The sequence below is a fragment of the Marivita cryptomonadis genome (assembly GCF_002115725.1).
Classification (GTDB): domain Bacteria; phylum Pseudomonadota; class Alphaproteobacteria; order Rhodobacterales; family Rhodobacteraceae; genus Marivita; species Marivita cryptomonadis.
In genome coordinates, this window is record NZ_JFKD01000005.1 from 58,873 (window position 1) to 73,316 (window position 14,444).

At 59.3% G+C, this 14,444-nt stretch carries 15 protein-coding genes and 1 riboswitch; of the genes, 14 read left to right on the top strand and 1 reads right to left on the bottom strand.

What is annotated here, in order from left to right; genetic code table 11:
* Positions 1-17 precede the first annotated feature (17 nt).
* Complete coding sequence (locus MCRY_RS06980) at positions 18-692, top strand: ferredoxin reductase domain-containing protein (RefSeq protein ID WP_085628779.1); 675 nt, start codon at positions 18-20, stop codon at positions 690-692.
* A 131-nt stretch (positions 693-823) separates the two neighbouring features.
* Positions 824-1,834: a PAS domain-containing protein gene (locus MCRY_RS06985; protein ID WP_244897886.1), complete on the top strand. Its 1,011-nt coding sequence runs from the start codon at positions 824-826 to the stop codon at positions 1,832-1,834.
* Between the two features lie 6 nt (positions 1,835-1,840).
* On the opposite strand, the gene MCRY_RS06990 is transcribed toward MCRY_RS06985, so the two are convergent.
* On the bottom strand, positions 1,841-2,707 hold the full coding sequence (locus MCRY_RS06990; RefSeq protein WP_085628953.1) for a glycosyltransferase family 2 protein: 867 nt from the start codon (positions 2,705-2,707) through the stop codon (positions 1,841-1,843).
* Between the two features lie 113 nt (positions 2,708-2,820).
* Here MCRY_RS06990 and miaB point away from each other — a divergent pair, with 113 nt between their 5' ends.
* The 12 genes from miaB (at position 2,821) to rpsA (ending at position 14,434) form a co-directional block, all read left to right on the top strand.
* Complete coding sequence (gene miaB, locus MCRY_RS06995) at positions 2,821-4,143, top strand: tRNA (N6-isopentenyl adenosine(37)-C2)-methylthiotransferase MiaB (RefSeq protein ID WP_085628954.1); 1,323 nt, start codon at positions 2,821-2,823, stop codon at positions 4,141-4,143.
* A gap of 130 nt (positions 4,144-4,273) precedes the next feature.
* Positions 4,274-4,804: an OmpA family protein gene (locus MCRY_RS07000; protein ID WP_085628781.1), complete on the top strand. Its 531-nt coding sequence runs from the start codon at positions 4,274-4,276 to the stop codon at positions 4,802-4,804.
* 11 nt (positions 4,805-4,815) lie between these two features.
* Positions 4,816-5,118 (top strand): hypothetical protein, encoded by a 303-nt coding sequence (locus MCRY_RS07005; RefSeq protein WP_085628782.1) that lies wholly within the window; start codon positions 4,816-4,818, stop codon positions 5,116-5,118.
* A 75-nt stretch (positions 5,119-5,193) separates the two neighbouring features.
* Positions 5,194-6,171: a PhoH family protein gene (locus MCRY_RS07010; protein WP_085628783.1), complete on the top strand. Its 978-nt coding sequence runs from the start codon at positions 5,194-5,196 to the stop codon at positions 6,169-6,171.
* Positions 6,172-6,230: 59 nt separating this feature from the next.
* Positions 6,231-6,740, top strand: coding sequence for an rRNA maturation RNase YbeY (gene ybeY / locus MCRY_RS07015; RefSeq protein WP_244897887.1), 510 nt, complete (start codon positions 6,231-6,233; stop codon positions 6,738-6,740).
* A 191-nt stretch (positions 6,741-6,931) separates the two neighbouring features.
* A complete protein-coding gene (locus MCRY_RS07020; RefSeq protein ID WP_409644555.1) occupies positions 6,932-7,717 on the top strand; it encodes a hemolysin family protein in 786 nt (261 codons plus the stop codon).
* Positions 7,718-7,720: 3 nt separating this feature from the next.
* A complete protein-coding gene (gene lnt, locus MCRY_RS07025) occupies positions 7,721-9,208 on the top strand; it encodes an apolipoprotein N-acyltransferase (RefSeq protein ID WP_085628785.1) in 1,488 nt (495 codons plus the stop codon).
* A 12-nt stretch (positions 9,209-9,220) separates the two neighbouring features.
* Positions 9,221-9,268: riboswitch (SAM-SAH riboswitch) on the top strand.
* Between the two features lie 3 nt (positions 9,269-9,271).
* Entirely contained in the window at positions 9,272-10,453 is a 1,182-nt protein-coding gene (metK, locus tag MCRY_RS07030) for a methionine adenosyltransferase (protein ID WP_085628786.1), read from the top strand.
* A gap of 95 nt (positions 10,454-10,548) precedes the next feature.
* A complete protein-coding gene (locus MCRY_RS07035) occupies positions 10,549-11,088 on the top strand; it encodes a histidine phosphatase family protein (RefSeq protein WP_171046112.1) in 540 nt (179 codons plus the stop codon).
* Between the two features lie 60 nt (positions 11,089-11,148).
* A complete protein-coding gene (gene trmB, locus MCRY_RS07040) occupies positions 11,149-11,865 on the top strand; it encodes a tRNA (guanine(46)-N(7))-methyltransferase TrmB (RefSeq protein WP_085628787.1) in 717 nt (238 codons plus the stop codon).
* Entirely contained in the window at positions 11,862-12,479 is a 618-nt protein-coding gene (gene cmk, locus MCRY_RS07045; protein WP_238939836.1) for a (d)CMP kinase, read from the top strand. The genes trmB and cmk overlap by 4 nt, the downstream gene beginning before the upstream one ends.
* Positions 12,480-12,748: 269 nt before the next feature.
* Positions 12,749-14,434, top strand: a complete 1,686-nt coding sequence (rpsA, locus tag MCRY_RS07050; RefSeq protein WP_171046111.1) for a 30S ribosomal protein S1 — start codon at positions 12,749-12,751, stop codon at positions 14,432-14,434.
* Positions 14,435-14,444: the final 10 nt, after the last annotated feature.

Genomic DNA, 14,444 nt, shown 5'->3' on the forward strand with positions numbered 1-14,444 from the left:
CAAAGGAGACACGTCAAATGACATACACGCTGACGCTGCAAAGCATTGAACCCGTGACGCATGACACCCACCATCTGGTGTTCAACAAACCCGATGGTTACGTCTACACGCCCGGCCAGGCCTGCGATTTTGCACTTGCCAAGGACGGATGGCGCGACGAGCAGCGCCCGTTCACTTTTACCGGCCTGCCCACCGATGTGACGCTGGAATTCGTCATCAAGTCCTATCCTGACCATGACGGTGTTACCGAACAGATCGCCAAGATGCAGATGACCGATCAGGTCGAAGTCAGCGATCCGTGGGGCGCCATCGAAGATAAGGGTCCGGGAGTGTTCATCGCGGGTGGAGCCGGGATCACACCTTTCATCGCTGTGCTGAAACGTCGTTTGCAAACGCATGGCACCTTGAAGGATTGCCACCTCGTCTTTTCCAACAAGACCGAGGACGACATCATCCTGCGCGATGCTTTCACGTCAATGCCCGGCTTGAACTGCCATTTTGTGGTGACAGATGATCCTGAAAGCGAGCTTGCGCGGGATCAGATCGACAAGGAGTACCTTGCCCCGATTGTCGCTCAGACGGACGGCCCAATCTACATCTGCGGACCGGAACCGATGATCGACGATATCTCCAAGGCGCTAAAGGATTTGAACGTTTCGGACGAGCGGATCGTCACCGAAGACTTGGACTGATCCCGTCAGTCGAACGTGGTGCAGAGCCGCCCACACATACTGCTGCACAACGTGTGCGGCGCAAAGTGTGGGCGCACGCAGAATGGGACGAGGCCGATTGCCGAACGAGGTACGTGACAATGGACAGAAAAGTGTCTTTTCAACCCGGAGATATCAGCGAACAAGACGCAACTGCGATCTTCAGTGCGTCGACCGTTGCTATGGTTTTGACCAATCCACGCTTGCCAGACAATCCGATTGTCTACGTCAACCGCGCCTTTGAAAGGCTGACCGGGTACACGTCCGAAATGGCTTTGGGCCGCAATTGCCGATTCTTGCAGGGCGAACAAACCTCGTCTTCGGCTGTGGAAGACCTGCGCAAAGCCATTGAACACCGCGAGGAAGCTTCGACCGTGTTGACGAACGTGCGCGCCAATGGCGAAGCATTTCTAAACGCGCTCCTGATTTCGCCGGTCACGGACGAGAACGAAGAGCTTGTGTATTTCGTCGGCCTTCAAAGCGAGGTCGAGAACGACAAACAAGCTGAACGGCTCAGGCAATTCGAAACCGTCATGGCAGAGATCCAACATCGGGTGAAAAACCACCTGTCGATGATCCTTGGCCTGATCCGCATGAAAGCCCGCAACAGCAAGGCGCCAGAGGAATATAAAGATTTGTCGCGCCGCATCGAAAGCCTTCAATTGCTTTACGAGGAAATGTCGGCGGCCACGTTGGAGCGCAATGACGGCAAAATCAAATTGGGCGCATATCTGGGCCGGGTGGCCAACGCAATTGCCTATCTCGACAGTCGTCCCGGAGTGCGCATGAACATCCATGTCGAACCGCTGATGGTCGACACGGAAACCGCCGTGCGCATCGGATTGATCCTGTCCGAAGTTTTGACCAACGCCATGCAACATGCATTCCGTGAGCAGAAATCGGGGCTGGTCGAATTGCGCGTCATGCGCACCGACAATGGTGGGATGCGCGCAATGGTGACCGATGACGGGGTTGGCTTGCCGGAAGATGTGACATGGCCCAATTCTGACGGGTTGGGCGGGCGTATCGTTCAGGGGCTGTGCGACGGCTTGCAGGCGTCTCTGCAAGTGACGCGCGGCGCGGTGGGGACGATTGTCACTTTGGATGTGCCGGGCGCCGAATAGCGAGGTCTAGAACCACTGGCCTGACTCCATCAGCCCCAAATCCAGCAATTGCCGCGAATGCCATTCGAAGGGCACCGAATTGTGCCACCGGAATGTTTCGATCTCGTAGGCCGAACCCGGATTGCGCTTCAGAGCCTTCGCCGTTCGGAATGTCGCCACCGCCGCTGTCAGGTTGTGGTGCCACGGACAGGCATAAGTGTTGTATTCTTCATCGTTGAACGTGTGGTCAGCCCGGAGCCGCAGCCCGGGTTTCGTCCGGAACAGCGCGATCCGGTCAATCTTGCGCCGCTCTGGTGGCACGTGTTCCTCGTACCGCCACCGCAGGCCGCCAAAGAAATCAAGCTGCCGCTCCTTGGGATAGGTTGTGGCCGGATCGGTGCGTCCCAAGGCGTAATACCCCGACCGGTCGATATAGGCGTTGTCGATATCCACTGCGTCTGGATGGGCATCAAGGTCGCCGGCGTATAGGTCGATGGCATAGCACAGCATCGCATCGCGGCGTTCTTCGGTGTGAAAGGCCAGCAATTCCCCGATGGTGCGTGTCTCGCAAAAAGGGAAGAACAGGTATTCCGCATTGTAGCAAACATACATCCACACGCCCGGCGCTTTGTCGATGATGGCGTTCACGATCTCTTCGCGGTTGCCTCGGCGAGTGATGTCGTTGTCGACACGAATGACGTGTTCCGCCGTGTCTTTTGCAAGGTCGAGTTCGGAAGGAATGAAAAGGATATTGGATTTGAACCCAAGGTCCAGATTGTGGCGCACCGTTGTGTCGATCTCTACCGCGTCTTCGGCAAAAACCAATGCAATCGGCCCCTTGGCGAATGCGCCGGGGTTCTGGGATATCAATTCAGTGACGCTGCTGTAACGCATGAGGAGCCCTCTGCCGGGGTTTTGCACAAAGTCGATGAAAAAAGCGTGCATTGCAAGACAGGGGTGACATGCGGTATCGCGACGCCCTGAACCTTGCCCCGGAGGATTGGCCCATGTCCGAACCGAAGAAGCTCTTTATCAAGACCTATGGCTGTCAGATGAACGTCTATGACAGCGAACGCATGGCCGAAGCGCTGGGCGGGCAGGGGTATGTCGAAACGCAGACGCCCGACGATGCGGACATGATCTTGCTCAACACCTGTCATATCCGGGAAAAGGCGGCAGAGAAGGTCTATTCCGAACTGGGGCGCTACAAGGGCCTCAAAGCTGAGAAGCCCGATCTCAAAATCGGTGTGGCGGGCTGCGTCGCACAGGCCGAGGGGCAGGAAATCATGCGCCGCCAGCCGATGGTCGATCTGGTGGTAGGCCCGCAAAGCTATCACCGTCTGCCCGAGTTGGAGGCTAAAGTTCAGAACGGCGAAAAGGCGCTCGACACCGATTTCCCTGAAGAAGACAAGTTCGAGGTTCTGAAAAACCGGCCTAAAGCCAAGCGCGGCCCGACGGCATTCCTCACCGTGCAGGAAGGCTGTGATAAATTCTGCGCGTTCTGCGTTGTGCCCTATACACGCGGAGCCGAAGTCAGCCGCCCCGCCGACCGCATCCTGCATGAGGCCCGCGATCTGGTGGAGCGAGGCGTGCGCGAGATCACTCTGCTGGGTCAAAACGTCAACGCGTATCACGGCGCGTGTGAGGGCGACGACTGGTCGCTTGCTCGCCTGATCTGGGCACTCAACGACATCAACGGACTGGAGCGGATCCGCTTCACCACCAGCCATCCCAACGACATGACCGATGAATTGATCGAGGCACATGGCACGTGCCCGAAACTGATGCCGTATCTGCACCTGCCTGTGCAATCTGGTTCTGATCGCATCCTCAAGCGCATGAACCGCCAGCATACGGCGGAAAGCTACCTCGCAATCATCGAAAAGTTGCGCAAGACTCGCCCAGACCTTCTGTTGTCGGGCGATTTCATCGTCGGTTTCCCGGAAGAGACCGAAGAGGATTTCCAGGCGACCTTGGACATCATCCGCGCGTCGAATTACGGCTACGCCTACAGCTTCAAATATTCCACACGCCCCGGCACTCCGGCGGCAGAACGCGACCAACTTCCCGAAGACGTCAAGGATGACCGCTTGCAACGCCTTCAAGCGCTCATCACCGAACAGCAGAAGGCGGCACAGGACGCCATGGTCGGCAAAGAAGTTGGTGTGCTCTTTGAAAAGCCGGGCCGCTTGCCAGGCCAGATGGTGGGCAAATCCGACCACCTTCATGCCGTCCATGTCGAAGCAGACGGGCTCAACGCCGGTGACCTGCGCCGTGTGAAGATCATCGACTCGGGGCGCAACTCGCTCAAGGGTGCGTTGGCCAAATGACACATCATCTAAGGGTGCGCCGCGATATATAGAGGTTCGCTCTTCCCTGAACCGCTGTCTTTGGTAGTATGAGGGTGAATCGGACGCCCTTTCCCGGAATAGGGCGTCGCCACAGCCGGGAGATGCGGGAATGATAGGGCGGTTGTCCGCATTGGTATTGAGTATCGCGCTGGCCGTGCCCCAGATTGCGTCCGCGCAGCAGGGCGAACGCTACGTGCCCGGCATATGGATTGATCCCGATGGCTGCGAACACTGGGTCATGGATGATGGCGTCGAAGGCTTCATGAGCCCACATCTGCGTCGCAACGGCACACCCGTGTGCCACAAGATCAGCCGTTGTGCGATTGTGCCGACCGATACGATGTTCGCCACCGGCAGCGCCACGATTGCGCCGGGCGGTGCCAATAGCCTGCGCAGCTTCTTCGCGTCCAACCGCGCCAATGGGTTCGTGATCGAAGGCCACACCGACAGTCGTGCCTCTGATGCATCGAACATGGCGCTGAGCGAACGGCGCGCCCGCGCGGTCGCTCAAATCGCCCAGCAAGCCGGCGCGCGCATCTATTCGGTGCGGGGCTTCGGCGAAAGCCGCCCCATCGCCAGCAATGCCAACTCCGCCGGAATGGCCGAAAATCGCCGGGTGGAAATCCTGTGCCTGCGCTGAGGAGCCCCGCCATGATCCGCGCCATTTCGCTTTTCGGACTGTGCGTCACTCTCGCTGGATGCGAATCTGTCGGTGATGATAAAAGCTTTGACCGCGGCATCGACAGCAAGCCACTCAGCCAACTTCAGGCGGGCATCTGGATTGACCCGAACGGCTGTGACCACTGGATCATCGACGATGGCGTTGAAGGCTATCTCTCGCCACGCCTTGATCCCACCGGCAAACCTGTCTGTTCCGGCAATGCCAACGAACGCAACACCGCCATTGGCGACTTTAAGGGCGGCTCTACATCTTTGATTGGGGATGTCCTGTGACAGAAGGGGTGACCGCTTGCACCGCGTGATGGAACTTGCCACCCTGTTCTCGACACCCTTGCACCGGAGACCCGCGTGACCACAGACACCTTGTCAGAAGCGCTTGTAGAATTTCCAGATAACCGTTTGCTCATCGACCTTTGCGGCGAATACGACCGCAATCTGACCGAAATCGAAACTCGTCTCGGGGTCCAGATCCTACGCCGAGGGAATCAGTTGGCCATCCACGGCGAACCCGATGCACAGTCCGAAGCGCGCGATGTGCTGATGGCGCTCTACCAGCGGCTCGAACAAGGGCGCACCGTGTCACCCGGCGACATCGACCGCGAATTCCGTATGGCCCCCGAAGACACCGGCCCCGACCGGCAGATCGAAATGTTCGAAGGTGGTCCGGTCGAAATCAAGACCCGCAAGAAACTGGTAGAGCCACGCACCGACGCGCAAAAGGCCTATGTCCGGTCGCTCTTCGAAAATGAACTGGCTTTCGGCATCGGTCCTGCAGGCACCGGCAAAACTTACCTTGCGGTCGCGGTGGGCGTGAACATGTTCATCACGGGGCAGGTCGACAAGATCATCCTGTCCCGCCCCGCGGTCGAGGCGGGCGAAAAGCTGGGCTACCTGCCCGGCGACATGAAGGACAAGGTCGATCCCTACATGCAGCCGCTCTACGACGCGCTGAACGATTTTCTTCCGGGCAAGCAATTGGCCAAGATGATCGAGGAAAAGACCGTAGAAATCGCGCCGCTCGCGTTCATGCGCGGTCGGACGCTGTCCAATGCCTTCGTGGTTCTGGACGAGGCGCAAAACGCCACGTCGATGCAGATGAAGATGTTTCTGACCCGTCTCGGCGAAGGTTCGCGCATGGTGATCACCGGTGACCGCACCCAGATCGACCTGCCGCGCGGCGTTGCCTCGGGGCTTGCCGATGCGGAAAGGCTGCTCAAGACGATCCCGAAGATCAGTTTCAATTACTTCACATCCAAGGACGTGGTGCGCCACCCGCTTGTGGCCGCGATCATCGAGGCTTACGAGAACGACGCGGAAACGCCCTGATCTTCATCTTGCCAAATAAACTCCGGGGGTTTGGGGGCAGAGCCCCCAAGACATAAGCAGTGACCACGCTGACCGACATCGTGATTGAAGACCCTCGCTGGGAAGAGGCGGGACTTGACGCTCTGGCCGAGGATGCTGCGCTCAAGGCACTGGAATATCTCGGGTTTCCAGTTGATGGCTATGAAATCGCGATCCTCGCCTGTGACGATGCGCGGATCGCCGATCTGAACGCCGAATTCCGCGACAAACCGACGCCAACCAATGTGCTCAGCTGGCCAAGCTACGATCTCGCGGCGGATGAAGACGGCGCGCGACCACACCCGCCACCGCCGCCCGATCCGATGATGGGCGAAAGCCTTGGCGACATCGCCATCGCCTATGATACTTGCCTGCGCGAGGCTGACGCTGTGGGCAAAGATATGGCCGATCATGTCACCCATTTGATCGTTCACGGAGTGTTACATCTTCTGGGCTATGACCATGTTCGTGACCGCGATGCCACGCTGATGGAAGGGTTGGAGACGAAGATACTTGGCAAAATGGGTATTGCGGACCCATATAGGGGCTAGTACGGGCCAATTGGCCACCACCGGAACAGGAAAAAATGGGCGACAACGACGACTCGTCTAACGCAGCGCATCGCGCGCACGAGATGACTGAAACACAACCGGGACGTGGTCTTTTTTCACGTCTGCGCAATTGGATGGGCGGCACGGCTGAAGTGACCGACACCGCTCCGGCGCCGGAAATATCCCGATCAATGTCTCCGATTGATGGCATGATGAACCTGCGCCGTATGCGGGTCGAAGACGTTGCGGTCCCCCGCGCGGACATCGTGTCTGTCGCAGACACCATCACCAAATCCGAACTTGTGGATGTGTTCCGCGAAAGCGGCCTGACCCGATTGCCGGTCTATAGTGGCACGCTCGACACACCCGTGGGCATGGCCCATCTAAAGGACCTCGCGCTCAAATACGGCTTTAATGGCAAGAGCAGCGAATTCGATCTCAAACAGATGCTTCGGCCCTTGCTGTTTGTACCGCCGTCTATGCCGATTGGTGTTTTGCTCGCCAAGATGCAGACCGAGCGGCGGCATATGGCGCTGGTGATCGACGAATATGGTGGTGTTGACGGTTTGGTGACCATTGAAGACCTGATCGAACAGGTGATCGGTGAAATCGAAGACGAACACGACCTTGATGAAGCCACCAATTTCTCACGCGAGAAACCGGGCGTCTACTTGGCCTTTGCCCGCACACCTCTGGAAGAATTCGAAGCCGAGATCGGGCTGAACCTCACCGATCACGATGATATCGACGGCGAAGAGATCGATACGCTGGGTGGTCTTGTCTTCATGTTGGCCGGTCATGTGCCCGCGCGCGGAGAAGTGGTCCCGCATCCCGAAGGCCCCGAATTCGAGGTCATCGATGCAGATCCGCGCCGGATCAAGCGGATGCGTGTGCGCCTCAAGACGACGGCCGCCAGCGACTCAGCCCGCGCTCGCGAGCTTGCCGAGCCTGCTGCAGCCACCGCGCGCTCCGCCTGATCCATGCGTGTCTTTCGCCGCCTTGGCGCAGTGTGTCTTGGTGGCGTCTTTGCCTTGGGTCAGGCCCCGTTTGACCTATGGGCGTTGGCGCTGACCGCTCTGGTCGGACTTCTGTATCTTGCGCGGCGTGCCACAAGCGCACGATCTGCGGGCTGGACAGGATGGCTGTTCGGAACCGGGTATTTCGCCCTGTCGATGCATTGGATCGTCGAACCCTTTGCAGTGGATGCAGCCGCCACGGGCTGGATGGCGCCCTTTGCGCTGGTCGGATTGGCGGCGGGCCTCGCGCTTCTCTGGGCCGCTGCGTTCTGGATAGGGCGTCGGTTGCACCACGGCATGTTCGGTATCGTGCTGTGCTGGGCCGCCATCGAACTGGCACGTGCCTATATCCTGACGGGCTTTCCGTGGGGGCTTGTTGGTTATGTCTGGGCGCCGACGCCAGTGGCGCAATGGCACTCTGTCATCGGTCCGCACGGGATGACACTGCTGACCTTGGCGCTCGCCGCAATGGTGGCATGTGTCACCACTGCGCGAACCGTGAAATTCGGTCTAAGCGCTCTGGGGGGGATCATCCTCCTTTGGGCTGGCGGCACTATCATTGCGCCTCCGGTGCAGGATTTGGACGGTCGCCCAATCGTGCGCCTGATCCAGCCCAACGCGCCGCAGCACCAGAAATGGGACCGCGATTTCATCCCGATGTTCTTTAACCGTCAGGTGGATTTCACCGCGCAACTGCCCAAACCCGATCTTATTGTCTGGCCGGAAACAGCTGTGCCGAACCTGCTCGACAATGCGGGTCCGGCGCTCGAAGTGATTGCAGATGCCGCCGCTGGCACACCGGTCGTTCTGGGCATCCAGCGCGAAGAGCAGGGGCGCTACTACAATTCCCTCGTCACGCTGGACGGTACGGGACAGGTGGCTGAGCTGTACGACAAGCACCACCTTGTGCCCTTCGGGGAATACATGCCAGCAGCACCGTTGTTTGCGCGGTTCAACATCCTCGGTCTCGCGACACGCGCTGAAGCAGGATACACCGCCGGCCCCGGTCCTGCGCTGATCGACCTGGGGGCTTTGGGCACAGCTTTGCCGCTGATCTGCTACGAAGCCGTCTTCCCACAGGACGTCAACGGTGCGCCGACGCGTCCGGACATGCTGCTTCAGATCACCAACGATGCATGGTTCGGCATCAATGCTGGCCCACAACAGCACCTGGTCCAAGCTCGCCTGCGCGCCATTGAACAGGGACTGCCGATGATCCGTGTGGCCAATACCGGCATCTCGGCGATGATCGACCCGGCGGGCCGGACTGTTGGCGCCATCCCGCTTGGCCGGGCAGGGTTCCTTGATGTGCCTCTACCTTCCAAACGCGCGCCTACGCTTTACAGCCGCACAGGCGATTGGCTCGCTCTGACCGCTCTGATCGTGGCATTTGCGACTCTGCTGCTGTGGAAACGGCGCAACCCCATTGACCCGGCAGAGCCTGACGCGTAACGCAGATTATCATTCCCGTCACAACGGCTTCCTGACGTGACGGCAGACCCCAATGGAGCACTTATGTCCCGACAGAATTATATCTTCACCTCGGAATCCGTCTCCGAGGGCCACCCGGATAAGGTCTGTGACCGTATCTCGGACGCGATCCTTGATGCCTTTCTTTCCGAAGAACCCGAAGCCCGGGTGGCCTGCGAAACCTTCGCCACGACCAACCGTGTCGTTATCGGTGGAGAGGTGGGGCTGTCGGATCAGACCCGCCTGCAAACCTATATGGAGCGTATCCCGGATATTGCCCGCGCCTGTATCAAGGACATCGGTTACGAGCAGGACGAGTTTCACCACGCCACCTGCGAGATCACCAACCTGCTGCACCAGCAATCCGCGCATATCGCGCAGGGCGTGAACGCCAGCGGTGATAAGGACGAAGGTGCTGGCGATCAGGGCATCATGTTTGGCTATGCCACCAACGAAACCGACGCGCTCATGCCCGCGCCGATCCAGTTCAGCCACGCAATTCTGCGCCGCTTGGCCGAGGTGCGCAAATCCGGGGCCGAGCCTCTGCTGCGCCCAGATGCCAAGTCGCAGATCTCGGTTCGTTATGAAAACGGCAAACCGATGGGCGTGACCTCAATCGTTCTGTCCACGCAGCATGCCGACGCAAGCCAAAGCTCTGCCGACATCCGTGCGATTGTCGAACCCTATATCCGCGAAGTTCTGCCGGATGGCTGGATCACCGATGCCACCGAATGGTGGGTCAACCCGACAGGCACGTTTGTGATTGGTGGTCCTGACGGGGACGCGGGCCTCACGGGCCGCAAGATCATCGTCGACACCTATGGTGGTGCGGCCCCGCATGGTGGTGGTGCCTTTTCAGGCAAAGACCCGACCAAGGTGGACCGTTCCGCCGCTTACGCCGCGCGTTATCTCGCCAAGAACGTGGTTGCCGCCGGCATGGCCGAACGCTGCACGATTCAGCTTTCCTATGCCATCGGTGTGTCAAAGCCGTTGTCAATCTACGCCGATACGCATGGCACGGGCGATGTCGATGCAGCCGCAATCGAATTGGCGATCCCAAAGGTGATGGACCTCACCCCGCGCGGCATTCGCATGCATCTGGAGCTGAACAAGCCGATCTACGAACGCACCGCGGCCTATGGCCATTTCGGCCGTGCGCCCGAAGCGGATGGCGGCTTCAGCTGGGAACGCACTGATCTTGTGGACGCGCTCAAGACGTCTGTCTGAAACATCAAACCGGGTCGGGCACATATGCCCGGCCCGATTTTCCTTTTGCGACAGAACACTATGTCCCGGGGTGAAATCACCAATAGGGGCAGGATATGTTGAAACACCTGATCTTTCTGATCTTGATGCTTCCGGGGATCGCGCTTGCAAATGATTGGGATGCGCTGGAAAGCCCTGGCGCCTTTGCGATCATGCGGCATGCTCTTGCGCCGGGGACGGGCGACCCTGCCAATCTGACGGTGGGCGATTGCAGCACCCAGCGCAACCTCAGCCAGCAGGGCAGGGATCAGGCCTCCCGCATTGGTCAGGCGTTCCTTGACCGTGGGCATGCTTTTGATGTCGTGCTGACCAGCCAGTGGTGCCGCTGCCGGGACACTGCTGACCTTTTGAGCCTTGGCCCGGTTCAAGAGGTGCCCGCGTTCAATTCCTTCTTTCAGGATTTCTCGACTCGCGACAGCCAGACCGCCGAGGCGCTGACCGTTCTTGCTGATCGCACGGACCGCCCCTTCATCGTCACCCATCAGGTCAATATCCGCGCCGTGACAGGCCAGACGACCCGATCCGGCGAAGTGCTTGTGGTGCGCCACGCAGAGGACCGTCTTGAAGTGCTGGGTTCCATCCTGATCGACCCGTGATGCCGACAAAAACGCAGACCTCCGTTGCGAGAGCGTGTTGCAATCGCTAAACCGCGCGCCATGACAGAGACCAAACACCCCTCAGGCGCGCCGTGGCGCAACTTCTATGGCCGGTTCAAGGGCAAGACCCTGCGCCCGAACCAAAAGGACTACCTCGAAAGCGATCTTGACGCGCTGAGCCCCGGCGCAGTGTCGTGGGAGGAAAACCCCGACCGCATGCCACTTGATCTGAGCGCTGTCTTCGATGGCAAGCCGCTCTGGCTTGAAATCGGATTCGGCGGCGGCGAACACCTTGTCCATCAGGCGCAGACCTATCCGGAGGTGGGCATCATCGGCTGTGAGCCTTTCATAAACGGCGTGGCGATGCTTTTGGGTAAGATCCGCGAGTCAGGTGTTTCTAACCTGCGCGTCCATCCCGGTGATGCGCGTGATCTGTTTGACGTGCTACCCGCCGGATCGGTGGAAAAAGCCTTTTTACTTTATCCCGACCCCTGGCCGAAGAAACGTCACCACCGTCGCCGCTTTGTGACGCAAGAGCATCTTGCACCGCTGTTTCAGGTTCTCAAGCCGGGTGCCGAGTTCCGCGTCGCCACCGACATTCCCGATTATGTCCGTCAAACCCTGATCGAAGTGCCAAAGGCCGGGTTCGACTGGTTGGCCGAGGGGCCAAGTGATTGGCGGCACCCTTGGGAAGACTGGTACTCGACCCGGTACGAAATGAAGGCGTTGCGGGAAAAGCGGATGCCGCATTACATGACCTTTCGGAAACCGGCATGATGTCCCCATTCACAGTCGCCATCGATGGCCCCGCCGCTGCTGGTAAAGGCACGATCAGCAAAGCGGTCGCGGCGCATTTCGACCTCGCTCATCTTGACACCGGGCTGCTCTACCGCGCTGTCGGCGCGCGGATGTTGCAGGGCCAAGACCCGATTTCAGCCGCGCACACCCTTGTGGCGGGGGATCTTGAAAACCCCGACCTGCGTACAGCTGACGTGGCACAGGCGGCGTCAAAAGTGGCGGTGATCCCCGAGGTCCGTGCAGCCCTTCTTGATTTTCAGCGCGCCTTTGCCCGTCGATCGGGCGGCGCAGTCATGGACGGGCGCGATATTGGTACGGTCATCTGCCCGCGGGCCGAGGTGAAGCTCTTTGTCACCGCCAGCGCCGAAGTGCGCGCGCAGCGGCGATTGACGGAATTGGCCGAACGCGGGTTCGATACCGATTTCGATACTGTTCTGGCTGATGTCCAAGCCCGGGATGACCGCGATATGAACCGCGCCGATGCACCTCTGCGCCCGGCTGATGACGCGGTGATGATCGACACCTCCAAGCTGGACGTGGATGCGGCCATTGCGGCCGCTATTGCGGCGGTTGAGGCGCGCCGCACGGGTTGAAACGCTTAAAATTGCGCCGAAGGCCGCCAATAGCAGCCAAGCGCGCGCCGCACACTTGCGCAGTACCACGCGCTCTGCTATGGCCCGCGCGTCGCTAAAAGGCAAACAACGCCGCGAACGAAGATCGAGCAGGGGTCGGCAATCACCGGCCCTCTTTGTTTTGAGGATGCCTTGACCAATCCCGTTCGCCGCAAGCGCGGACACCACCCCAGACCGGCGGAGACAACCGCACGGCCAGATAAATGATACGTAAAGGAAACTGACGCCACATGGCTATGAACGCATCTATGGAAGAATTCGAAGCGCTTTTGAACGAAAGCCTCGAAATGGACACACCGGACGAAGGGTCCGTTGTCAAAGGCAAGGTCATCGCAATCGAAGCGGGCCAAGCCATCATCGACGTAGGCTACAAGATGGAAGGCCGCGTTGATCTTAAAGAATTTGCAAACCCCGGCGAAGCGCCCGACCTGTCTGTCGGCGACGAAGTCGAGGTGTTTCTGCGCTCCGCAGAGAACGCGCGCGGCGAAGCGGTTATCTCCCGCGAAATGGCGCGCCGTGAAGAAGCATGGGATCGCCTTGAAAAGGCCTATGCCGACGACGCCCGCGTCGAAGGCGCGATCTTCGGTCGTGTCAAAGGCGGCTTTACTGTCGATCTCGGCGGCGCTGTTGCGTTCCTTCCCGGCTCGCAGGTCGATGTGCGCCCTGTGCGTGACGCAGGCCCGCTCATGGGTCTCAAGCAGCCGTTCCAGATCCTCAAGATGGACCGTCGCCGTGGCAACATCGTTGTGTCGCGCCGCGCGATCCTCGAAGAGTCCCGCGCCGAACAGCGCGCCGAAGTCATTGGCAACCTCACCGAAGGTCAGGCAGTCGATGGTGTGGTCAAGAACATCACTGAATACGGTGCGTTCGTGGACCTTGGCGGCGTAGACGGCCTGCTGCACGTGACCGACATGGCATGGCGCCGTGTGAACCACCCGTCGGAAATCCTCACAATCGGGGAAACCGTCAAGGTTCAGGTCATCAAGATCAACAAAGACACGCACCGCATCAGCCTCGGCATGAAGCAGCTGCAGGAAGATCCGTGGGATCTGGTTGCTGCCAAGTATCCGCTCGAGTCGGTACACATGGGCCGCGTGACCAACATAACCGATTACGGCGCATTTGTTGAGCTGGAGCCGGGTGTTGAAGGTCTGGTGCACGTGTCTGAAATGTCCTGGACCAAGAAAAACGTCCATCCGGGCAAGATCGTATCGACCTCGCAGGAAGTCGAAGTCATGGTTCTGGAAATCGACGGTGCCAAGCGCCGCGTGTCTCTGGGCCTCAAGCAAACCATGCGCAACCCATGGGAAGTGTTTGCAGAAACACACCCCGAGGGCACCGAGGTCGAAGGCGAAGTCAAGAACATCACCGAATTCGGTCTGTTCGTTGGCCTCGACGGCGACATCGACGGCATGGTTCACCTCTCCGACCTGTCGTGGGACGAGCGTGGCGAAGACGCGATCCAGAACTACCGCAAGGGCGACATGGTTCAGGCCGTTGTCACCGAAGTGGATGTCGAGAAAGAGCGCATCTCGCTTTCCGTCAAAGCGCTGGGTGGTGACAAGTTCGCCGAAGCGGTTGGCGGCACCAAGCGTGGCTCGGTCATCACCGTTCAGGTCACTGCCATCGAAGAAGGCGGTATCGAAGTGGAATTCGAAGGCATGAAGTCCTTCATTCGCCGCTCCGACCTGTCGCGTGATCGTGCTGACCAGCGCCCTGAGCGTTTCTCGGTGGGTGACAAGGTCGATGTGCGCGTGACCAACGTGGACAGCAAGACCCGTCGCTTGGGTCTGTCGATCAAGGCACTTGAGATCGCGGAAGAGAAAGAGGCGGTACAGCAGTACGGTTCCTCCGATTCCGGTGCATCGCTGGGTGACATCCTTGGTGCGGCGCTCAAGTCGGGCGACGACAACTGATCCATCTGAT